The sequence below is a fragment of the Desulfovermiculus halophilus DSM 18834 genome, assembly GCF_000620765.1.
In the GTDB taxonomy this organism is placed as follows: domain Bacteria; phylum Desulfobacterota; class Desulfovibrionia; order Desulfovibrionales; family Desulfothermaceae; genus Desulfovermiculus; species Desulfovermiculus halophilus.
Genome location: NZ_KK211185.1, coordinates 75,039 through 97,860 on the forward strand (window position 1 = coordinate 75,039; position 22,822 = coordinate 97,860).

At 59.5% G+C, this 22,822-nt stretch carries 17 protein-coding genes and 1 tRNA gene; 13 read left to right on the forward strand and 5 right to left on the reverse strand.

Annotated elements, in window-relative coordinates; genetic code table 11:
- Positions 1–229: 229 nt before the first annotated feature.
- Positions 230–1,927 carry an L-lactate permease gene (locus N902_RS0114730; RefSeq protein ID WP_027371518.1) on the reverse strand — a complete coding sequence of 566 codons (1,698 nt, stop codon included), beginning with the start codon at positions 1,925–1,927 and terminating at the stop codon, positions 230–232.
- A 462-nt stretch (positions 1,928–2,389) separates the two neighbouring features.
- Between N902_RS0114730 and N902_RS0114735 the strand changes: the two genes are divergently transcribed.
- The gene (locus N902_RS0114735) at positions 2,390–3,106 is read left to right on the forward strand and encodes a FadR/GntR family transcriptional regulator (RefSeq protein WP_208596343.1); all 717 of its coding nucleotides are present in this window, start codon (positions 2,390–2,392) and stop codon (positions 3,104–3,106) included.
- A gap of 314 nt (positions 3,107–3,420) precedes the next feature.
- On the opposite strand, the gene ftsY is transcribed toward N902_RS0114735, so the two are convergent.
- Together ftsY and N902_RS0114745 are read right to left on the reverse strand one after the other, a co-directional pair.
- Complete coding sequence (gene ftsY, locus N902_RS0114740; protein ID WP_027371520.1) at positions 3,421–4,740, reverse strand: signal recognition particle-docking protein FtsY; 1,320 nt, start codon at positions 4,738–4,740, stop codon at positions 3,421–3,423.
- 36 nt (positions 4,741–4,776) lie between these two features.
- On the reverse strand, positions 4,777–5,499 hold the full coding sequence (locus N902_RS0114745) for a Smr/MutS family protein (protein WP_084288482.1): 723 nt from the start codon (positions 5,497–5,499) through the stop codon (positions 4,777–4,779).
- A 115-nt stretch (positions 5,500–5,614) separates the two neighbouring features.
- Here N902_RS0114745 and moaA point away from each other — a divergent pair, with 115 nt between their 5' ends.
- The 6 genes from moaA to argH all read left to right on the forward strand — a co-directional run bounded on the left by moaA (position 5,615) and on the right by argH (position 11,853).
- Positions 5,615–6,646, forward strand: a complete 1,032-nt coding sequence (gene moaA, locus N902_RS0114750) for a GTP 3',8-cyclase MoaA (protein ID WP_051564644.1) — start codon at positions 5,615–5,617, stop codon at positions 6,644–6,646.
- A 10-nt stretch (positions 6,647–6,656) separates the two neighbouring features.
- On the forward strand, positions 6,657–7,640 hold the full coding sequence (locus N902_RS0114755) for a PhoH family protein (protein WP_027371523.1): 984 nt from the start codon (positions 6,657–6,659) through the stop codon (positions 7,638–7,640).
- A complete protein-coding gene (ybeY, locus tag N902_RS18230; protein ID WP_051564645.1) occupies positions 7,640–8,068 on the forward strand; it encodes an rRNA maturation RNase YbeY in 429 nt (142 codons plus the stop codon). The genes N902_RS0114755 and ybeY overlap by 1 nt, the downstream gene beginning before the upstream one ends.
- A 111-nt stretch (positions 8,069–8,179) precedes the next feature.
- Positions 8,180–9,079, forward strand: a complete 900-nt coding sequence (gene argF, locus N902_RS0114765) for an ornithine carbamoyltransferase (RefSeq protein WP_027371524.1) — start codon at positions 8,180–8,182, stop codon at positions 9,077–9,079.
- Between the two features lie 115 nt (positions 9,080–9,194).
- Positions 9,195–10,394 (forward strand): argininosuccinate synthase, encoded by a 1,200-nt coding sequence (locus N902_RS0114770; protein ID WP_027371525.1) that lies wholly within the window; start codon positions 9,195–9,197, stop codon positions 10,392–10,394.
- 46 nt (positions 10,395–10,440) lie between these two features.
- A complete protein-coding gene (gene argH, locus N902_RS19565) occupies positions 10,441–11,853 on the forward strand; it encodes an argininosuccinate lyase (RefSeq protein WP_027371526.1) in 1,413 nt (470 codons plus the stop codon).
- Here the strand turns inward: argH and N902_RS0114780 are convergent.
- Positions 11,838–11,931 (reverse strand) — tRNA-Sec (locus tag N902_RS0114780). The genes argH and N902_RS0114780 overlap by 16 nt on opposite strands.
- A gap of 210 nt (positions 11,932–12,141) precedes the next feature.
- Between N902_RS0114780 and ftsH the strand changes: the two genes are divergently transcribed.
- The 6 genes from ftsH to N902_RS0114810 all read left to right on the forward strand — a co-directional run bounded on the left by ftsH (position 12,142) and on the right by N902_RS0114810 (position 20,743).
- Entirely contained in the window at positions 12,142–14,139 is a 1,998-nt protein-coding gene (ftsH, locus tag N902_RS18240; protein WP_034623128.1) for an ATP-dependent zinc metalloprotease FtsH, read from the forward strand.
- A gap of 418 nt (positions 14,140–14,557) precedes the next feature.
- On the forward strand, positions 14,558–15,415 hold the full coding sequence (gene folP, locus N902_RS0114790) for a dihydropteroate synthase (RefSeq protein ID WP_027371527.1): 858 nt from the start codon (positions 14,558–14,560) through the stop codon (positions 15,413–15,415).
- Between the two features lie 2 nt (positions 15,416–15,417).
- On the forward strand, positions 15,418–16,770 hold the full coding sequence (glmM, locus tag N902_RS0114795) for a phosphoglucosamine mutase (protein WP_027371528.1): 1,353 nt from the start codon (positions 15,418–15,420) through the stop codon (positions 16,768–16,770).
- Between the two features lie 62 nt (positions 16,771–16,832).
- Complete coding sequence (locus N902_RS0114800) at positions 16,833–17,711, forward strand: UTP--glucose-1-phosphate uridylyltransferase (protein ID WP_027371529.1); 879 nt, start codon at positions 16,833–16,835, stop codon at positions 17,709–17,711.
- 54 nt (positions 17,712–17,765) lie between these two features.
- The gene (priA, locus tag N902_RS0114805; protein ID WP_027371530.1) at positions 17,766–20,099 is read left to right on the forward strand and encodes a replication restart helicase PriA; all 2,334 of its coding nucleotides are present in this window, start codon (positions 17,766–17,768) and stop codon (positions 20,097–20,099) included.
- 149 nt (positions 20,100–20,248) lie between these two features.
- On the forward strand, positions 20,249–20,743 hold the full coding sequence (locus tag N902_RS0114810; RefSeq protein WP_027371531.1) for a rubrerythrin family protein: 495 nt from the start codon (positions 20,249–20,251) through the stop codon (positions 20,741–20,743).
- A 129-nt stretch (positions 20,744–20,872) separates the two neighbouring features.
- Here N902_RS0114810 and N902_RS0114815 read toward each other — a convergent pair whose 3' ends face one another.
- Entirely contained in the window at positions 20,873–22,801 is a 1,929-nt protein-coding gene (locus N902_RS0114815) for an aconitate hydratase (RefSeq protein ID WP_034623131.1), read from the reverse strand.
- Positions 22,802–22,822: the final 21 nt, after the last annotated feature.

Here is a 22,822-nt window from a genome sequence, read left to right on the forward strand (position 1 = left end):
TCTCTGTCTGGTGTTGAACACTACAACGAAACTTCGTTCTTCCATCATTTTCGCGCAAGCGGGAATCCAGGCATTTTGACAATAAGCTACAAAGGCTTTCCACTGGATTGTCACGCGTTTCGCGTGATGAGCCACGCGTCCCGCGTGGTTGCGATGTATTCCGCGATTAGGGCCGGGCAATAGTGAAACGATGAAAACGGCATGTGGCTTATATCTTTCGTTGTAGTGTTTAAAAAATGGTCGGGAAGAAGACATAGGAAAAGAGCAGTCCCATGATTCCGACCACAGCCCCGTACAGGATCAGGGGAAGGACGTTTCGCCTCAGGATCAGGCCTTCAACGCCGACCAGACCGACAGTAGCCGAGGCGGCGACAATGTTGTGGATGCAGACCATATTGCCCATGGCTCCGCCAACCGCCTGCAGAGCGACGATGATCTGCCGGGGGAGTTCCAGGGTTGACGCAATGCCGTACTGAAAGTCGGCAAAGAGGAGGTCGGACACCGTGTTGCTGCCGGTGATAAAGGAGCCCAGGGCCCCGATGAAGGCGGCGAAGAAGGGCCAGGAAGCGCCGGCGACCGAGGCCACTGCCTGGGCCATGGCCAGGGGCATTGAGGCATAATCAGAGGGATTCATGGCGGAGTTCTTGAATATCTGGACCAGAGCCACGGCGAAAAGCAGGGCGATGGTCGGATTCTTCATCCGCTTGAAGGCCGTTCCCCAGGCCTTTTTCACCTTGGCTCCGCTCATGCCGTGCAGGGGGATGGTCAGAACGGCCACCAGAATGAAGGGGATGACTCCCGGATTGTACAGTGGCCGCAGGGAATAGGTGACCCCCTCCTGGCCAAGGATGTCGGGGATGGTGAATTGCAGGGATTTGACCATCTCCCCGAAAGGAAGGAATTTAACCCTGGTCAACACCAGGATGAGGCCGACCAGAATGTACGGCAGCCAGGCCCGGAACTGGCTCATGCAGCACTGGAAGTTGATGTCTTTGGCTGTGGAGATCTCCCCGGTCCAGGAGCTGTCCCATTGGGACTGGGGGCCGAAGTCCCAGGTCTGTTCGGGGAGAAAGAGCTTCCTGCGGGCGATCCAGATCACGGCTCCGGTCCCGATCAGTCCTCCGAGCAGGGCAGGGAATTCCTCTCCAAAAAGGAAGGCCGAGCCCACGTAGGGAATGACAAAGACCAGGGATGCGACCAGGGAAAACTTCCAGGCCCCCAGGCCTTCTTTCCAGGATCGGTTCTGGCCGAAGAACCGGGTCAAAAAGCAGATCACGAACAGGGGCAGGAGAAAGGCCATGACCGAATGAAAAACAGCCGCCCATTTGCCGATGAGCATGTAGAAGCCGTCGATGTTGGAAAAACCGAGCTGGTGAGCGGAGGAGACAACTGCTTCGTTGATTTTGCCTTCCAGATTCTTGAGTCCGAACCAGATGGGGGTGCCGACCGCGCCGAAGGTGACCGGCACGGAGTTGAGAATCAGGGCGACCAGGACAGCGGCCAGGGGCGGAAATCCCAGGCTCAGGAGCAGGGGGGCGGCAATGGCGGCCGGAGTTCCGAACCCTGCTGCGCCCTCCAAGAAGGCGGCAAAGACAAAGGCGATGATAATGGCTTGAACCCGTCTGTCCGTGCTGATCCCGTGGAAACCGTAATTGATTGTTTCCATGCCTCCGCTCTCGGACAGGGTGTACAGGATAAGCAGGGCGCCGAAAACAATGAGCAGGACGGTCACCGCGCTGGCGAATCCCTGCAGGGTGGAGGCCAGCACGAGGGTGATGTCCATCTGCCAGACCGCTGCGGCCAGGATCGCTGCCGTCAGCCAGGCCAGAGGCATGGCTCGGGTTGCCGGCCAGCGAAATCCGACCATGAGGACCAATGCGACCAGGATGGGAACAAAAGCCAGTATTCCCAGGAAACCAACAGACATAAGGGCTCTCCTTGTTTGAAAAGGTCAAACCAAATACTATATTGTCCTACTCTCCGTGGCGGTTTCGTCTCGAGCCTTTGTTTTCGCTGAGAAACACCTGAAAACAGTGTTTAGACATCAGGTATACATTTATTGGTCTTACCAATAGACTTTTTAAATTTTGTTTGTCAATGGGGGTCGGCAGATTTTTGCTTGATTGGATGGAAAGTACTGGGCGAGGACAGAAAGAAGGCAAGGATCTTGGCTTGTTGGGCAGAGAGAATTTCGGTGAATCAGGGTGAAATACGCTTGGCGTGGGCTGTGTTTGGTGGTACTGTCCATGACAGTTCAGTTATGCTGGGCATGCTGCAGGGGACCAAAGAGGCTTATTGCAGGCTTGCTCGAACCATGTGGGAATATGGCTAGGCCATTTGCAGGGCATGCATGGGGTGCGGCCCTGAACCGGAACAGCAGAGGAACGAAATGGAAATGGATGTGCTGCTCAAGCCGATTAAACCCAAACGGCTTTCGGATCAGATCTTTGAGCAACTCCGCGATTCCATCTATCGCGGACAGCTCAAGCCTGGAGAAAAGCTCCCACCGGAGCGGGAGCTGGCAGCAGCCTTTCATGTCAGCCGTCCTTCGCTCAAGGCGGCCATGGACAAGCTGATCCATGTCGGGCTTATAGAACAACGACAAGGGCAAGGGACTTTTGTCCGCAGCAGGGAAGCCAGATATGATCAGAATCCGCTGCGCACTGTTCTGGAAGGAGAGGAGGTCACTTTGGTGGATCTGCTGGAAGTCAGGCTGGGGCTGGAAGTACAGGCCGCGTCCATGGCTGCCAGGAGAGCTACAGGCAAAGATGTTCACGCCCTGGAAATGTGCGTGCAGGACATGCTGTCCAGAGTCAGTGAAGGGGAAGTAGGCTCGGAAGAAGATGTGGCCTTTCACATGACTGTTGCCTACGCGACGAAAAACCCGGCTCAGATCTACTTGATGCGCAGCTTTTACGAGCTGCTTTTTCAGGGGATCAAGGAAAGCCGGTTCTATCTCTCAGAGGCTGGAAATCTGGAGCAGATGGGACAGCAGCATTTTCAGATCCTGCAGGGGATCAAGGAGCACGATTCCGAAAAGGCCCAGGAGATGATGCGGGAGCATATCTGTTTCGTCATCGATTTCTGCCTGCAAAAGCAGGAGTGAGGGGTCAGCGGTCGGGAGTCAGGAGTCCGGAGTCGGGAGTCGGGAGTCAGGAGACGGGAGTCGGGGGGCAGAAGACACCCCGTACTTGTCGAGGCCTTTGGTATGAAAAGCTGTTATGAATTATTCGTTAATAGTTGTCAGGATCCGATTGGGTAACCACTGCCAGTCGGTATCGGTATCGAAATCGTGCCCGCTTCGGGCATGTCGGTTGGTAAGAGGTCGGGAACCCTGATCTTGAAAGGGTGAACGCAGCAACGAGTGCGCCCTGTTAGAACATTCTGCACCCGGGGTGTACTCCATGGCCTGTTCCCCGCCTATGCGAGCAGGGCCCGGGCGAAGTCCTGAGGCGAGAAGGGCCGCAGATCCTCCATCTTTTCCCCCAGTCCGACAAAGGTGATCGGCAGCCGGTATTCGGAGGCGATGCTCAAGATCACCCCGCCCTTGGCAGTGCCGTCCAGTTTGGTCAAAATGATCTCGTCCACATTGACCCCTTCCTGAAACAGCTTGGTCTGGGACAGGGCGTTTTGTCCCGTGGTGGCGTCCAGGACCAGCATGGTCCGGTGGGGAGCGCCCTGGTGCTTCTTGTTCAGTACCCGGCGGATCTTGATCAGTTCGTCCATAAGATCCCGCTTGGTGTGCAGACGGCCGGCGGTGTCCACTATAAGCAGGTCGTATTCTTCCGCACAGGCCAGGTCCAGGGCTTCCCAGGCCACAGCCGCCGGATCGGAATGGGCCGTCTTGGCGTAAAATCCGGTTCCCACCCGCTGGGACCAGATTTCCAGCTGCTCTATGGCCGCGGCCCGAAAGGTGTCTCCGGCCGCGATCAGGACCTTGCGCCCCTGCATCTGCGCCCTGTGGGCCAGCTTGGCTATGGTTGTGGTCTTGCCCACCCCGTTGACCCCGACCATAAGCCAAACCTCGGGTGGCTCAGGTTTGATCCGCTTGGGCTGGGGTGGAAAGAGGGCGGCCAGCTCTTCGGAGAACAGGGCTTTGAACTCATCGCTGCTCTGGGGCCTGCTTTCCCGTACCCTGGATTGCATGCGTTCAATGAGCTTGGACGTGGTCTGCATCCCCACGTCGGCCATGACCAGAATCTCCTCCAGTTCCTCCCAGAACCGGGAATCGAACTCCGAGCTTCGGTTGAGCAAAGAGTCCACCTGCTTGGACAGCTGCTCCTTGGTCTTGGACAGGCCCTGGCTGAGCTTGATGAACAGGCGGCTCCTCTCGTCCTCCTCGTCTTCCAGGTCCAGGGCCAGGGCCAGGCGGTACTGCAGCTCGGAGCGGAACTCCTCCACCCGCTCGTAGTCCATCTCCTCCAGCCAGTGCCGGAAACTGCGGATGAAGTCCCGGGCTTCGGGGTCAGGTACTTCCAGGCATTGAAACAAAAAATGCAGACGGTCCCACAGGGTCTGGTCGGCCCGGTGCACATCCTTGACTATGTGTTCAAGCCAGACGCTGAGCCTTGGTTCAGCCTGCTGCAGATCAGAGAGCAGATCATTCTGCCACTGGAGCTCGGCCTGGGGGGCAGCCGGGCTGGCCTGGGCGGCTACGTCCTGGGCCTCGTTAGCAGACTCCTGGGGTGCGGCTTCCTGGTCCGTTTTCCAGAGTTTCTTGATCTTGCTGAAGAAACCCATTGATTATCTCCGAGTTGATAATTGTCTGTAGATGGTTTAAATATCATGGTTTGAGGTCAAACGGTCCCAGAATATCTTGCCCCGGCTTTTCTTGTACTTCCGGAGCAGGATATACAGGGCTCCGGCACCGCCGTGCTGGGGTTGGGCAGTAGTAAAGGCCAGAATGACCCGCTTGCAGGGATCGCGGATCAGCCAGTATTGGATCTGCTCCCGGAGCACGCCTCGTCCAGCCGGCGAGTTCTTTCCCCGTCCGGGAATAACCAGCAGGCATCGTTTCCCGGCCAAGTAGCTTTCTCTGATGAAGTGCAGCAGGAGGCTTTGGGCGTCGTCCACATTCAGGCCGTGCAGGTCCAGATGGGCCTCCGGGCTGAACTCTCCGTTTTGGAGCTGCCGCAAAGTTCGCTGGTTCAGGCCGTGTACAGCCCCTTGCAGGTATTCGTCCGTGAACTGGATGTCGAACTCTACCTTGCCCTGGACCAGGTCCTGCAGATATTTTTTTCCTTTTTCCCCTTCAGAGGCGGCCGCGGCGCTGGGGGGGACTTTCCTGGGCGAGACCTTGCGGCCGCGGCCATTGTCCTTTAAGGGCTCCACCCCCTGCATGGCCTGCAGAAAGGCGTCAGTCTCCGTCTCCCGGGGCTGAGAGTCGCCGGATCGGGATGTATCTGGTTCGGACTGCTGGGGTGCGCCCTGCCCCTGACTGCGGCCTTGTTTCGGCCGATCCTCGATTCGGGGAAGATCTTTCAAGTCCTTTAGGCGCATACGGGCTCCTGGGCACGTTCTACTCTGCACGGCAGGTTTTTTCAAGGGTCAGACCTCGCCTCTCCTGCCGGAAGAAGGGCCATTCTGATCGTGAACATTGAATTTGGATACACCCATGGACACTAAATACAGCACCCCCCTGCCCGGTTCCCTGGTCGACCAGCACGGGCGGAGGATCAGCTATCTACGATTGAGCCTGACCGATCGGTGCAATCTGCGCTGCTTTTACTGCAACACTTGTGCGGATTACACCTTTATTCCCCACCAGCGGATCTTGACCTATGAAGAATGCCTGCAGCTGATCGGGCTGGCCAGCCGGCTTGGGTTGAGCAAGGTCCGGCTGACCGGCGGCGAACCCCTCGTCCGCCGGGATTGTACCCGATTCGTGGAACGGGTTCTGGAGCAGTATCCGGAGGTGGATCTGCGCATGACCACCAACGGCACCCTGTTGGCCCCTGAGGCCAGGCGGTTTCGGGCCGCTGGCCTTCAACGGGTGAATGTCTCCCTGGATACTTTGGACCGGGCCAAGTTTCAGCGGATTACAGGCCGGGATTATTATTCCCGGGTTCGGCGGGGAATCGACGCCTGTCTGGAAGAAGGCATCCAGGTCAAGGTCAATGTCGTTGCCTTGAAGGGAATCAATGATCAGGAGCTGCCGGACTTTCTGCGGATGGCCTTGGACAATCCGGTGGATGTGCGGTTTATTGAATTCATGCCTGTAGGCCATTGTTCGGCCTGGAGCACATCCGTATTTTGGCCTGCGGAGGACATTCTCCGCAAGGCCGGGGAAATCACGGTGTTGGAGCCGGATCACGCCCCGGGCGAACACAGCGGTCCGGCCCGGATGTATCGACTGCCTGAAGGACGAGGCCGCCTGGGCCTCATCTCGCCCATGTCCGACCATTTTTGCGCCCGGTGCAATCGATTTCGGATAACGGCGGACGGGCGGCTGCGCACCTGTCTGTTTTCCGACCGGGAGTACTCCCTGCGGCCGCTGCTTCGATCCCCAAAGCACGGTCCGGAGGCCGTGCTCAAGGTCCTGCAGGCGGCGGGCAGGAAAAAGCCCTTTGGATCACAGCTGCTGGAGCAGTTTGCCCAGGCGGACGATTCGTTCTGCCGGCGGGACATGAATGCTATAGGAGGATAGATCCGGCCCCATGCACACCAGTCAGGAATACCTCAAGGAGCTTGAGTTCCAGGACCCAGACCTGGCCAGGGAGCTCTTCGGTCCGGAGGAAACGAATCTGTCCCTTCTGCGAAACGCTCTGCATGTTCAGGTCCACACCCGGGGGACCAAGGCAGTTGTGTCCGGTCCGGAGGAGCAGAACGTTCAGACCGCGGCCCGCTTTCTGGTTCAGATATACGAACTGCTGCGTCTGGGACACAGTCTGCAACGGCAGGATCTGGAAGCCGGGGTGCGGCTTATGGCCCGCAACCCTCAGGCCGATCTGGGCAGGCTCTTTGCTGAACAGCATTTCGCGGTCTCGCCCAAAAAGACCATAACCCCCCGATCCGTGGCTCAAAGCGATTATTTACAGGCCATCAGGAAGAAGGAGCTGGTTTTCGGCATAGGCCCGGCCGGGACTGGCAAGACCTATCTCGCGGTGGCCATGGCCGTGGCCCATCTGTTGGAAGGCAAGGTGGAGAGGCTGATCCTGACCCGTCCGGCCCTGGAGGCAGGGGAGAAGCTCGGGTTTCTGCCCGGGGACCTGGCGGAAAAGATCAATCCCTACCTGCGTCCTTTGTACGATGCGCTGCATGAGATGCTCGATTTTCGCAGAGTCCAGGACATGCTGGAAAACGGGGTGATCGAGGTCGCGCCCCTGGCCTTTATGCGCGGGCGGACCCTGAACAGATCATTTGTCATCCTGGATGAGGCCCAGAATACGACCCCGGAGCAGATGAAGATGTTTCTGACCCGGATTGGGTTCGGCTCCAAGGCTGTGGTGACCGGAGACATTACCCAGATCGACCTCCCGTCCCGAGTGGGCTCCGGGCTGGTTCAGGCCCAAAACGTGCTGCGGGAGATCCCGGAAATCCATTTCGGGTACTTTTCCGAGCAGGATGTCATGCGCCATGAGCTGGTGGGCAAAATAGTTCAGGCCTATACCCGGCACGAGGAGTCCAAAGAGTCCTCCTGATGATCCGCATTCATATCCTTCCGCAGGTCCGGGCGGTGACCGCTTTCTCTGCAGCAGAACTCAGGCGCATGGTCGGATGCATTCTCCATTCACTCGACTGGAAGGCGGGAGACCTCGAGATCCTGGTGACCTCAGACCGGGAAGTGGCCCAGAAAAACCGGGACCTCCTGGGACTGCCCGGACCGACCAATGTGTTGAGCTTTCCCCTGGATATGGATCCACGGACCGGGCTGAACGGCAGTATTGTGCTTTCGGCCCATGCCCTGTACAGAGAGTCTGATCTGTATGCCCAGGAGCCGGCGGAATACTGGCTGCGTATGCTCGCTCATGCCGTCCTCCACCTCGGCGGGTACGAACACGGTCCAGAGATGGAGGAGATGACCGGGCTGTGCATTGCCCGGGCCCTGGAGGAAACCCGGGGAAAATGAGCCGGGATTGCGGGGTTTACAAATAAAGCGCAGCGCATATACTCGGCGTTCTTTGCGCCCGGCCATGTTTTTTGCTGCATGTTTGCCCAACGTACGTGAGGAGATGGTTGCATGCCCCACAATGTGCTGACCTTGCTGGATATCCCGGCCAGCGACCTGCCCGCTCTCATTGACCGGGGCCGGGAGATGAAGGTTGAACGGACTGTTTCCAGGGTGCTGGAAAACAAGACCCTGGCCATGGTCTTTGAGAAATCGTCCACCCGAACCAGGGTGTCCTTTGAGGTGGCGGTCAATGAACTGGGCGGGAAGGCTGTGTTCATGACCCCGTCCGAGTCACAGCTCGGACGGAGCGAGCCGTTGCGGGATACAGCCCGTTGCCTGTCCCAGTATACCCATGGAATGATCGTGCGCACTTTCGCCCAGGCAAATTTGAACGAGCTGACTCAGCATGCCGATATCCCGGTGGTCAATGCCCTTTCCGATTCCTTCCATCCCTGCCAGGTCCTCAGCGATCTGCTGACTGTATCCGAGTATACCCCGGATTTTTCTTCCCTGACCATTGCCTGGGTCGGAGACGGAAACAATATGGCCCACTCCTGGATCAATGCCGCCAGGCTGCTTCCCTTTCGGCTGCGCATGGCCGTCCCCAAAGGGTTTGGGCCGGATCAGGGCCTCGTTCAACAGGCCGTGGAGGATGGGGCGGATATTGTTTTGAGCCACGATCCGGAAGATGCTGTCCGGGACGCGGACTACATCAACACCGATGCCTGGTTCTCCATGGGGCAGGAAGAGGAGGAACGGGAGCGGGCCCTGGCCTTTGAAGGCTTTCAGATCAATGCCCGGCTGCTGGAGAAGGCCCCGGTTGAGGCCAAGGTCCTGCATTGCCTGCCCGCCCACCGGGGACAGGAGATCTCTGAGGAGGTCCTGGAATCGGAGCGCAGCCTGGTCTGGGAGCAGGCCGGCAATCGGCTGCACATGCAAAAGGCCCTTTTGGAATGGGTGTATGCATGATTTTGGGGCTCAGTTCCATTCCCCAATGCGACCGGCTCGAATACAGACCGCAGCCGAGTGAACCGAGAACCGGGAACATTGAATGTATAAGCCCAATGAAGGAGTAAAAGATATCATGTCCCGTATAGAGAAAGTGGTCCTGGCCTACTCCGGAGGCTTGGATACCTCGGTGATTTTGAAATGGATCCAGCAGACCTACGAATGTGAAGTGATCGCGTTGACTGCGGATCTGGGCCAGGAAGAGGAACTTGCAGGGCTGGAAGACAAAGCCCAGTCCACCGGGGCGAGCAAGGCCTATATCCTGGATGTGCAGGAGGAGTTTGCCCGGGACTTTGTCTTTCCCGCCCTCCGGGCCAATGCGGTGTATGAAGGCCGTTACCTTCTGGGCACTTCCCTGGCCCGACCCTTGATAACCAAGCACATGGTGGAGGTGGCCCGCAAGGAAGGGGCCCAGGCCCTGGCCCATGGAGCGACCGGGAAGGGGAACGATCAGGTCAGGTTCGAGCTGGCGGCCATGGGGCTGGCGCCGGAACTGAGGACCATCGCCCCCTGGCGGGAATGGGAGCTGGCCTCCAGGACGGATCTGATCCGCTTCGCAAAGGAAAACGGCATCCCGGTTCCGGTGACCCAGGAAAAACCGTACAGCTGCGACCGGAATCTTCTGCATTTAAGTTTTGAAGGCGGGGAGCTGGAGGATCCGTGGCAGGAGCCCGGTCCCGGGACCTTTGTTTTGACCGTGCCCCCGGAACAGGCACCTGATCAGCCGCAGATCGTGGAAATAGATTTCGAAGCCGGCAATCCGGTGGCCGTGGACGGAAAAGCGTACAGTCCGGCAGAGGTGATCAAGGTCTTAAACCGGATTGCCGGGGCCCATGGCATCGGCCGGGTGGACATGGTGGAGAACAGGTTCGTGGGCATGAAGTCCAGGGGAGTCTACGAGACGCCCGGGGGAACGGTTCTGCACCTGGCCCACAGGGACCTGGAGGGGATCTGCATGGACCGGGAGGCCATGCATCTCCGGGACAGCCTGATCCCGAAGTATGCGACCATGGTCTACAACGGGTACTGGTATGCCCCGGAGCGGGAGGCCCTGCAGGCCATGATCGACGCCGGACAGAGCAAGGTCACCGGCACGGTGCGCATGAAGCTGTACAAGGGACAGGCCTATCCCCTGGGACGAAAGTCCCAGTATTCAATGTACAACCCGGCCATGGCCACCTTTGAGGCCGACGAGGTCTATGATCAGGCGGACGCGGCCGGATTTATCCGTCTTCAAGGACTGCGTCTTGTGGCCCGGGGGAGTCAGCAGGACTAGGCCGGACTGATCAAAATCCGGACATGTTATTAAAGAGAGCAGCACGATGAGCACATCAGGCATGTGGGGCGGAAGATTCAAGGGCTCCATCCAGGGCATGGTCCTGGAGTATACGGAGTCCATCGAGGCAGATCGCCATTTCGCCCGTCAGGACATTCGGTGCTCCAAGGCCCACGCCGCAATGCTCGGTCGGCAGCAGATCATTACCGACCAGGAGGCGCAGAGCATCATCTCCGGGTTGGATGCAGTTGAACGGGAGATAGAGGACGGCTCGTTCTCCTGGTCCAGGGATCTGGAAGACGTGCACATGAATATCGAGCACCGGCTGACCGAGATCGTTGGGCCGGTGGGCAAGAAGCTGCATACCGGTCGAAGCCGCAACGACCAGGTGGCCACGGCCTTTCGGCTCTTTGTCTCCGAGCGGATGCAGGAGTGGAGGAGGAATCTGCTGCGCCTGATCCGGGTGCTCGGAGACAAGGCTGAAGGCCACCGGGAGGTCATTCTTCCAGGATACACCCATCTGCAGCCGGCCCAGCCAGTGAGCCTGGCTCAGCATCTGTTGGCCTATGCCCAGATGTTCCGCCGGGATGTGGAGCGGATTGCCGACTGCCAGGACAGGGTCCGGGTCTCGCCCCTGGGGGCTGCCGCCCTGGCCGGCACCACCTATGATCTGGACCCTGAATACACGGCCAGGGAGATAGGGTTTGATCGGGTGTTCGCCAACAGCATGGATGCGGTCTCGGACCGGGATTTCGTTCTGGAGCCCCTGTTCGCCGCAGGCATGATCATGACCCATTTGAGCCGTTTGTGCGAGGAGCTGATCATTTGGGCCAATCCCAACTTCGGCTTTGTCCGCCTTCCGGATGGGTTCGCCACCGGATCCTCGATCATGCCCCAGAAAAAGAACCCGGATGTGGCCGAGCTCATGCGGGGCAAGTCAGGCCGGGTGATCGGAGATCTGATCTCCCTTTTGACCACCATGAAGGCCTTGCCTTTGGCTTATAACCGGGATCTGCAGGAAGACAAGCCTGGCTTTCTGGACGCCGATTACACGGTCAGCCTCTCCGTAGCGGTCATGGCCGAGATGATAGAGGCAACCGGATTTGATGAACAGCGTATGTACGCGGCGGTGCGGGCCGGATTTTTAAATGCAACTGAGCTCGCAGACTATCTGGTCGGCAAGGGGCTTCCTTTCCGCCAGGCTCATCACGTCACCGGCCGGATTGTGGCCAGGGCCGAGGAGCAAAACATCGGGCTGGAGGATATGCCCCTGGAACAGATGCAGGAGCATTCGCCGCTCATCGATGATGAGGTGTACGCTGTGCTGGATTACGAGACTGCGGTCGCCCGCCGGGAGAGCAGGGGAGGCACGGGCCCGCGGGCTGTGAGCACTCAGCTGCAAGAGCTGCGGGCTTGGCTGGACGGGCAAGGGGATAACGGGGGTGGCGGAAGCGTATAGGAGTCGAACCTACCGATGGGGGCGAACCCATCCACTGGATTTGAAGTCCAGGCGCCACACCGGTGACGAAACGCTTCCGCTGCGCACAATTGTCTAGCAGATATTCAATCTGAAGGCAAGCAGCCCCGGGGGCCTTTCAAGGCCTGTTTCTTGCTTGTCAACAGGGCGGGCATGCATTATTTTTGATCAGTTCACGGCTCATGTGCAGAGTTTTTTAGTCCCTGAGTGAAACCCGGGCCTCTTTTGCCGAGTCCGGCAGCCCTACACCCGACAGTATGGAGGCTTTCGTTGAATAACTTTCTGAAAAATTTGATACTTTGGGCGACCATTTCCCTGGTCATGGTCGCCTTGTTCAATATGTTCAATACCCCCCAAGGGGCCCGAAACCAGATTTCCTACAGTCAGTTTCGGTCCCTGATCGAGGGCGGGCAGGTTACCTCAGTGCAGATCCAGGGCAAGAAGATTACAGGAACCACCGAAGACAATCAGCGCTTTTCCACCTATGCACCTGAGGACCCGAATCTGGTTCAGACCTTGATGGGCAAGAATGTGGAGGTCTCGGCCAAGCCTGCTGAAGAGTCGCCCTGGTACATCACTCTCCTCGTGTCCTGGTTTCCTATGCTGCTGCTCATCGGGGTATGGATATTTTTCATGCGCCAGATGCAGGGTGGTGGCGGCGGAGGCAAGGCTTTCTCCTTCGGCCGGTCCAAGGCCAAGATGGTCACTGAAGAGACCGCAAAGGTCACCTTCGACGATGTGGCCGGGGTCGACGAGGCCAAGGAAGAGCTGACCGAGGTCGTGGAGTTCTTGAGCAACCCCAAGAAGTTTACCCGGCTGGGAGGACGGATTCCCAAGGGGGTGCTCCTGGTCGGCCCTCCGGGAACAGGAAAAACCCTTCTGTCCAGGGCCGTGGCCGGAGAAGCCGGGGTGCCCTTTTTCTCCATCTCCGGTTCCGACTTTGTAGAGATGTTCGTCGGCGTGGGTGCGTCCAGGGTCCGGGATCTCTTTGTCCAGGGGAAGAAGAACGCCCCCTGCCTCATCTTTATCGATGAGATCGATGCCGTGGGCCGGCAGCGGGGCGCAGGGCTCGGCGGCGGCCACGACGAACGGGAGCAGACCCTGAACCAGCTGCTGGTGGAAATGGACGGGTTTGAATCCAACGAGGGGGTGATCCTGATTGCAGCCACCAACAGGCCGGATGTCTTGGACCCGGCTCTGCTCCGGCCGGGACGTTTCGACCGCCAGGTGGTGGTGCCCAATCCGGACCTCAACGGCCGCAAATCCATCCTTAAGGTTTACTCCCATAAGGTGGCCCTGTCCAAGGAGGTCGACATGGACGTTATTGCCCGGGGGACGCCTGGATTTTCCGGGGCCGATCTGGAGAACCTGGTCAATGAGGCGGCTTTGATCGCGGCCAAGAATGATAAAGACCACGTGGACATGATTGACCTGGAAGAGGCCAAGGACAAGGTCATGATGGGCAAGGAGCGGCGCAGCGTTATCTTAAGCGAAGAGGAAAAGAAAACCACCGCCTATCATGAAGGCGGACACGCCCTGGTCGCCAACCTCCTGCCCAAGGCGGACCCTGTGCACAAGGTGTCCATCATTCCCAGGGGCCAGGCCCTGGGGGTGACCATGCAGCTGCCCCTGGATGATCGGCACAACTATTCCAAGGAGTATCTGGATGCCACCCTGGCTGTAATGATGGGCGGCCGGGTGGCGGAGCAGCTTTTTCTCCACCAGGTGACCACCGGAGCGAGCAACGATCTGGAACGGGCTTCCAAAATGGCCCGGAAGATGGTTTGTGAATGGGGGATGAGTGAAACTTTCGGCTCCATGGCCTTAAGCGACAATGGAAATGAGGTCTTCCTGGGCCGGGAGCTGGTGCAGCACAAGCAGTACAGCGAGGAGACCGCACGGCTGATTGATGCCGAGGTGCGCAAGATTCTGCAAGACGCCTACAACATGGCCAAGCGGCTGTTGGAGGACAATGAAGAGGTTGTGCACAATCTGGCCTCCGCCCTTCTGGAGCGGGAGACCATTTCCGGCAAGGATCTGACCACCCTGATGAACAGGGAAGAGCTCCCGCCCTTTGAACCCGCAGAGGGGGGCAAGGACCCGGGTCCGGGCCGTTCCAGCGGGGAGGAGGACCCGGAAGAAACAGACTCGGAGGACGCTGCCCGGGCTGAGGATCAGGCTGAGGAAGACAACGACGATGCTGAGTTCTCCTTTCGGGACGACGAGGAGGATCAGGCGGGCAAGGAAGGGACAGATAAATCGGCATAGGCCCGGGTTGCCCCCGAGCGGTTGGAATGCCTCGGCCGCACCTGAACAGAGGGCGCATGCCCATACAGGGAGGGGGTCTTCGACGTAGCCTGTGGATTGTTGGAGTTTGCCATCTCTTCTGAGTGCCCACTTTCGGCCCGGTATTTTCTAAGCCCCGCCAAAGGGGGATCCCTGCCCCCTCCAGGCTACTCACGTGCAGGTCACTGCTTTCTGTGTGACGAAAGCTTATCATGCACGTGAGTGCCGGGTGGCGGGACCAAGAAAATGTGCGGGCCTGCCGCTCACGGCACACAGAAGAGACGGCAAACTCTTATGGAGGCAATGCCACTTTCTGTGTCGAAGAGCCCAGGGAGATATTTGCGGCACGGCTGTCATGCATCGGAGCATTCTGCACAGAGCCGCGGAAGAGGACATCGCAATGACCACACCTGTGACCTGGACAATAGCCGGGGGCCGGGTTTTAGGCCCGGCCCCTTTTTTTGTGGCCGGAATCGTCAACTGCACCCCGGATTCGTTTTATGACGGGGGGCATTTCTTCGATCCGGATCAAGCAAGCGAGCAGTCTGTGGCCCTCGTGGATCAGGGGGCGGACATAGTTGATATCGGCGGCGAGTCCACCCGCCCCTTTTCCAGGAGGGTGAGCGCTGAGGAAGAGAAACGCAGGGTCCTGCCGGTCATCAATCGGGTTCTGGAGCGCAGGCCCCGGGCGGTTGTTTCCGTGGACACCTATCGGGCCGGGGTTGCCGCTGCGGCCCTGCAGGCAGGCGCAGGCATTGTCAACGATGTCTCGGCCTGCACCTTCGATCCGGACCTTATGCAGGTTGTGTCCGAATACAGGCCGGGATACGTGCTCATGCACTCCCAAGGCCGGCCTGAGGACATGCAGAAGGATCCCTCATATGACGATGTGGTCGGCGAGGTCTTTTCCTTTTTTGAGACCAGGATGAATCGGCTGGTTCAGGCCGGTCTGCCGGAAGAGCGCATTGTGCTGGACCCGGGGATCGGTTTCGGTAAGCTTTTGGAGCATAATCTGCGGCTTTTGGCCAATATACAGACCTTTTTCGCCCTTGGCCGCCCTGTGTATATGGGGCTGTCCAACAAGTCGACCTGGGGCAAGCTGCTGGATCTTGGACCTGATCAGCGGCAGACGGCAACTCAGGTGGCCACAGCCCTGATGGGGGCGAAAGGGGTGCCAATCCACCGGGTGCATGAGGTGGCGGATACGGTGCGTACGCTGCGCATAGTGCAGGCACTGCAGGAGCAGGAGGATGGTTAGCAATGAATGATAGGTTGTTCGGTACTGATGGTTTGCGCGGGCAGGTGAATGTCTTTCCCATGCAGCCGGAGGTGGTCATCCGTCTCGGACTGGCCGCGGGGCAGTATTTCCGCAACGGGAAGAAGCGTCATAGGGTGGTTATCGGCAAGGATACCCGCTTGTCCGGCTATGTCTTTGAGACAGCCCTGACCTCTGGTCTGTGTGCGGCCGGGATGGACGTGTTTCTGGTCGGCCCCATGCCGACCCCGGCCATCTCCTTTTTGACCAAGAATATGCGGGCCGACCTGGGGGTGGTCATCTCCGCCTCTCACAACCCGTTTCAGGACAATGGAATCAAGTTCTTTGACCGGGACGGGTTTAAGCTCAGCGATGAGACGGAAGAAGAGATCAGTCAGCTGGTGAACAACAGACAGTTGGTCTGGGACAGCCCCGCTCCGGAAGCCATCGGCCGGGCCACCAAGATCGAGGACAGTCCCGGACGGTATATTGTCTCCCTGAAGAACAGCTTTCCCTCGAACTTGAGCCTGGATGGGCTGACCGTGGTCCTGGATTGCGCCAACGGAGCAGCCTACCGGGTTGCCCCCCTCGTGTTTCAGGAGCTGGGGGCCAAAGTCATACCGGTGGGGGTCGATCCGGACGGATTGAATATCAATGCCGGATGCGGCTCTCTGCATCCCGAGTCCGTGCGGGCCAAGGTCCTGGAGACCGGGGCTGACCTGGGCATTGCCCTGGACGGAGATGCGGACAGGGTCATCCTGGTGGATGAAAAGGGGCGCATACTGGATGGTGATCAGGTCATGGCCATGTGCGCGCAGGACTTTCTGGACAAGGATCTCCTGCCGGGCAAGACCCTGGTGGCTACGGTCATGAGCAATATGGCCCTGGAGCTGTTCATGTCCGAGCGGGGTGGCCGCCTTCTGCGCACTCCGGTTGGAGACAGGTATGTGGCCGAAGCCATGCGCAGGCACGGGGCTGTGCTGGGCGGGGAGCAGTCCGGGCATCTCATTTTTCTGCAGTACAGTACAACCGGAGACGGAGTCCTGGCCGCCCTGCAGGTCTTGAAGGTCATCCAGGAGAAGCAGCGGCCCGTGTCTGAGCTGGCCGGGATTTTGGAGCCCTTGCCCCAACATCTGATGAATGTCCCTGTGCAGCGCAAGATTCCCTTTGAACAGGTGCCTGAAGTCCAAAAGATGGTCCAGGCGGCAGAGAAGTCCTTGCAGGGAAAGGGGCGGGTCCTGCTGCGCTATTCCGGGACCGAGGCCAAGGCCAGGGTCATGGTGGAAGGAATCGATCCAGAGCTGGTTCAGGCTTTGACCTCGGACTTAGCCCAAGTTATTCAGGATCATGTCCGTTAACGCTGGCGGCTTTCGTTGTCAGGTCGACATCCGGGTAATGAACGTTGTTCCGGGAGGGAGCCATGCGAATTTCCAAGGTCGTCATTCCGGTTGCAGGGTGGGGCACCAGGTCCCTGCCGGCGACAAAGAATCTGCCCAAAGAAATGCTCCCTGTGTTCAAGAAACCCGGGGTGCAGTACATCGTGGAAGAGGCCATTGAGGCCGGGCTCAAGGATGTGGTCTTTGTCACCAACCAGAACAAGACAATTATTGAAGACCATTTCGACTACAATCTGGCCCTGGAATCCGTCCTGGAGAGAACCGGGAAGCACGATCTCTTGAAGGTGGCCAGGGAAGTCGCCGAGATGGTGAACATCATTTCCGTGCGCCAGAAGCAGCAGCTTGGACTGGGCCATGCCGTACTCTGCGCCCGGGAGGTGATCAAGAACGAGCCCTTCGCTCTGATGGTCGGCGACGATCTGATGTTCAACGCCGACCCTGGAATCAGGCAGCTGACCAGGATCGCCGAGGCCGAGAGCATGGCCGTGGTCGGAGTGATGCCCGTCCCTGAGCACAAGGTCTCCTCCTACGGAGTGATCCAGGGGGAAGAGATCGGTCCGGATATGTTCCGGGTACGGGATCTGCAGGAGAAGCCCAGGTCCGGGGAGGCAGCCTCCAGGCTGGCCATGGTCGGGCGCTATGTGATGACCCCGGACGTGTTCGAGCACCTGCAGGATCTTTCTGCCGGGGGGCCGGACAATGAGATCCAGCTCACCGAGGCCTTGCGGGTCATGGCCCGCAACAACAGGCTGCTGGCGGTTCGGGTCCGGGGGATGCGGTTTGATATCGGGGACTGGACTGACTACTTGATCGCCAATATCTATTTTGGACTTCAGGACGAGGAGCTTCGGGATGACCTTGTCCAGCGCCTGCATGAGCTGGTTCCGCCTCCTTCCAAATAAAGCGAATGCCCTTTTCGGGACCTACATGCATCGAATGAGGTCGGCGTGGCCGGCATGACCCCGAGCGGTCCCACGGCTTGGGACGTCGCTTTGCTCAGCCCGCCGTACGCCACGCTGACCTATACCCAGCCAAAGGGGTTTCCGGACCAATCCTGGCAACCGGGGCTGCGGGTCGTGGTCCCGGTGCGCCGGGAGCTTCGGCTGGGCCTGCTTATGGACCGGGTTCAGCTTGAAGGCAGAGCGGCTCAGATGAAAGAGCTTCTCTGGCCCGGAGAACGATCCCCTCTCTTTTCTCCCGCCTTTCTTCGCCTGCTCAACGCCCTGACGGTCCGCTACGTCAGCTCGCCCGGGCGGATTCTGGCCGCTGTCCTTCCGGGGGCGGTCAAGTCTGTCGGGCCGAAGCTGGTCAGCTCCCAGGGGAGGATCAGCCTCAAACAGCTCGCGGACCTGAGCGGGGAGAGCAAGCAAGCCTGGATTGACGCGTGGCTGGCGGGTGAGCTCCAGTTTCAGAATTTTGGGGGATCCAAGACAAACCGGAAATGGGATGTGGCCTGCCAGCCGCCCTGGCCGCTTCGACCCCAGGCCCGCCGTCAGATGCAGATTTTGGATTATTTGTGGACCCAGGGCCCTCAAACCCGCCGGGAGGTGGTTCACACTCTGGGTGACTGGGCTGGCCGGGCCTTGAAGGAGCTGTCGGCAAAGAAGCTTATCGCACCCCGGGAGCCGGAACAGGCGGAGAGGACGCCGCAGGGTACGAAAAGTCACCTGCATCTAAGCCGGGATCAGGAGCACGTTCTGGCCGGACTGGAGGCGGACTTGGCCTCGCGGCGGGCCTGCGCCCGTCTGCTGTTCGGGGTCACGGGCAGCGGGAAGACCCTGGTATACGCCCGCCTGGCGGCCAGGTGCTTGGAGCAGGGGCGATCGGTGCTCCTGCTGGTGCCGGAGGTCGCCCTGGCCCTGCAGATCTTCATCCAAATCCAGGATCTGATTCCAGAAACAGCATCCATCCTGTATCACGGCTCCCTCCCACCAGCCAAACGGTCGGCACGCTTTGTTCAGGCCGGGAACGACACCGGACCGGTAATGGTTGTGGGCACCAGATCGGCGGTGTTTGTCCCTCGGTCGGACTGGGGGCTGATCATTATGGATGAGGAGCACGACGCGTCCTTCAAGCAGGAAGAGCGCCTGCCCTATCAGGCCAAGGAAGTGGCCTATTTCTTGAGCCGGGACCAGGGCGCTCTTTTGGTCCTCGGCTCGGCAACCCCGGACATGAAAAGCTTTCATGCCGCCCGAAACGGCGGAGTGGAGATGCTGACCATGCCCACCAGGATCAGTGGACGAACCCTGCCGGAGATAGAGATCGTCAACCTGCTGCAGGAACCGGAGGAGGACGGGCCCTTCAGCCCCCGCTGCCGTCGGGCCCTGGACGACTGCCTGCAACGGGGGGAGCAGGCCATCATCCTGCTGAATCGGCGGGGATACGCCCCGTTGGTCTATTGCACCTCCTGTGCCCAGGTTGTCCGCTGCGAGCACTGCGCAGTCGGCCTGACCTACCATAAGAAGCTGCATCGTCTGGTCTGTCATTATTGTGGGCATACCCGGGCTTTCCCTTCCCCGTGCGCCCACTGCGGCGGACATCAGTTCGTATCCCTGAATCAGGGCACGGAACAGGTGGAGGAGTATCTGCGCACCAGACTGGATCCAGACATTTCCACCCTGCGCCTGGATCGGGACAGCACCAGGCCTCAGGGAAGCATGGAGGAAATCCTGGAGCGCTTTGCCCAAGGCCGGGCTCAGGTTCTGGTAGGGACCCAGATGTGCAGCAAGGGCCACAACTTCCCCCAGGTGACCCTGGTTATTGTGGTCGACGGGGATGTGGGCCTGAACCTGCCTGACTATCGAGCCACTGAACGTACCTTCCAGCTTCTGGTCCAGGTCGCGGGCAGGGCGGGCCGGGGAGAGAGGCCGGGCAAGGTGTATATCCAGACCCGGAATCCGGATCATTACTGCTGGAGATTTGTGCAGGACTACGATTTTGAGGGGTTTTATGCCCATGAGATCGCTCTGCGCCAGCGGATGCACTACCCTCCCTTTGTCAAGCTGGCCCTGGTTCGAATGAGCGCTCCGGCCGACTCGGAGAAGGATGTGCACAGGCTCATGGATCTGGGAAAGGCCCTGTCCAGGGAGGGCAAGGAAAACGGGGTCCGGGTGTTGGGGCCGGCCCCTGCCCCTTTGAACCAATTGCGGGGCAGAGTGCGGATGCAGTGTCTGCTCAAGGCGGATGCATGGGCCGATATCCGTTCCGCATACATCCGCTTTGTACGCCGGGCGGGGCACCAGGGACGCTGCCGGATCCAGCTGGATCTCGATCCAATGCAGATGTTGTGAGAAAGTCAGGCTGGCAGAGACAGAGCCGGGGCACAGATGGGGTCTCGCAGGGAAGCCAGCTGACCCTTGACAGGGTAAAATATAATTGGTAATTATTCGCATCTGTAAGTTGATGAGTGTGACATAAATATCTACCAAAGGAGAAGGAAATGAGTTCGACCCAGGAAAACCTCATGGAGGCATTTGCAGGTGAGTCCCAGGCCAACCGCAAGTATCTGGCCTTTGCCCAGCAGGCGGACAAGGAGGGGCATACCCAGGTCGCCCGCCTGTTCAGGGCTGCGGCTGCGGCGGAAACGGTGCACGCCCATGCCCATCTGCGTACCGCAGGCGGGATCAACTCCACCGCGGATAACCTCAAGGAGGCCATTGCCGGTGAGACTCATGAGTTCAAGAGCATGTATCCGGAAATGATCGACAAGGCCAAGGAAGAGGGGAACAAGGCGGCTGAAAGAAGCTTCACCTTTGCCAATGAGGTGGAGAAGGTGCACGCAGATCTGTACCAGAATGCCCTGGACAATATGGACAGCCTGGAAGAGACCGACTACTTCGTATGTTCTGTATGCGGCTATACCTGCGGTCACGAGGCCCCGGAAAAGTGCCCGGTGTGTGGAGCCAAGTCCAAGGCCTTCTTCCAAGTCAGCTAGGACTCCAAGGACATTTCTGCCGCTTTTCCCGTGATTTTCGCGGATGCTGGACTCTTACAGCTCCCACGCTTTGGGTGGGAGCTGTAAGACTGCCTATCTCTTTGTGCCTGACCTCCTGGCTCGCCTCCTCTACTTCCCAGCCCTCTTCCTGGTGTGATTCAGGGTTCCGCCGGCCAAAAGGACCTCCCGCAGGCGGGGGGAGACATCCAGGACAGTGGAAACCTGCAGGGAGCCGGATGCATCGGTCACGATGATCTGCCCTCCGGACTGCAGGGCCTGATGCAGATTGATCAGCTCCAGGCCTTCGCCCTGGCTCAGTTTGTCCTTATCCTGGGGATTGACGAACTCCAGGGGCAGGATGCCGAAGTTGACCAGATTGAACTTGTGGATCCTGGCGAATGACTCGGCGATAACCGCCCGGACCCCCAGGTATCTCGGAGCCAGTGCGGCGTGTTCCCGGCTCGATCCCTGACCATAGTTGGCCCCGCCGACAATAAACCCGGTTTTAGCCTGTCTGGCCCGCTGGGGAAACGTCTCGTCGATCTTGCAGAAGATGAACTCGGAAATAGCCGGGATGTTGGCCCGTTTGGCCAAGATGTGGGCGCCGGCGGGCAGGATGTCGTCCGTGGTCACATTGTCCCCCAGGCAGAGCAGGACTTCACCGGCCAGTTCATCCGGCATGGCCTCAAACAGAGGCAGGGGAGCGATGTTCGGTCCGCGGACAATCTCCACCTCCTCATTTGTCTGGGCCGGGGGCACGATGAGGCTGTCGTCCACTGCAAACTCCCGGGGCAGATCGATCTGCACCGGCTGTCCGAAGGACCGCGGGTCGCGCAGCTGGCCGGAGAGTGCGGAGACTGCGGCTGTCTCCGGGCTGACCAGGTACAGATTGGCATCTGCCGTGCCGCTGCGCCCGGGGAAGTTGCGGTTGGAGGTCCGCAGGGAGACCCCTTGGGAGCGCGGGGCCTGGCCCACCCCGTTGCAGAATCCGCAGGCTGTTTCCACAATTCTGGCCCCGGCCTTGATCATGGTTTCCAGGGCCCCGCAGGAGGTCAGGTCCAAAAGGACCTGTCTGGAGCCCGGGGCGATGATCAGGCTGACCTCGGGGGGCACGGTTCCCTGCTCCAGGATCCGGGCGACCTTGAGCATGTCCTGCAAAGAGGAGTTGGTGCAGGAGCCTATGGCCACCTGATGCACCTCCAGGCCGTGGACCTCCTCCACCGGAACCACGTTGTCCGGGGAATGGGGTTTGGCCACCAGGGGCGGGACTGTTGCGAGATCGATGACCATCTCATCGTCGTACTCCGCATCCGGGTCGGCCTGGATCTCCCGCCAGTCCGCTTCCCGCTTCTGGGCCTGGAAATAACGGCGGGTGACCTCGTCGCTGGGGAAGACCGCAGTGAATGCCCCGCATTCGATGCTCATATTGGCGATAGTGGCCCGTTCCGTGGCTGAGAGCCCGGCCAGACCGTCCCCGGCAAACTCCAGAATGGTGCCCCGGCCTCCGGACACGGTCATGCGGCGCAGAAGCTCCAAGGCCACGTCCTTGGCCGCGGACCAGGACGGCAGCTGGCCGGTGAGGGTGACTTTGACCACCCGGGGCATGGGCAGATAGAAAGGGCGGCCGGCCATGGCCACAGCGATGTCCAGACCGCCGGCCCCGATGGCCAGCATGCCCACGCCGCCGGCTGTGGTCGTATGGCTGTCAGCGCCGAGCAGGGTCTGGCCGGGCAGGGAGAAGCGTTCCAGGTTGACCTGGTGGCAGATCCCGTTTCCGGCCCGGGAGAAGTAGAGCCCGAACTTGCGGCAGGCCGAAGCCAGGAAGTGGTGGTCGTCCATGTTCTCGAACCCGATCTGCAGGGTGTTGTGATCTGTGTAGGTCACCGAGCGATTGGTCTTTACCCGGGGGATGTCCAAAGCCTCGTACTGGAGCATGGCCATCTGGCCCGTGGCATCGTGCATCAAGGTGTTGTCGATACTGATCCCGATTTCCGAGCCCGGAGTGAGCTCTCCAGCAACCAAGTGGTTCTGGAGTATTTTGTGCACAAGATTGGGCATTTTGTTCTCCTTCAATTTTTT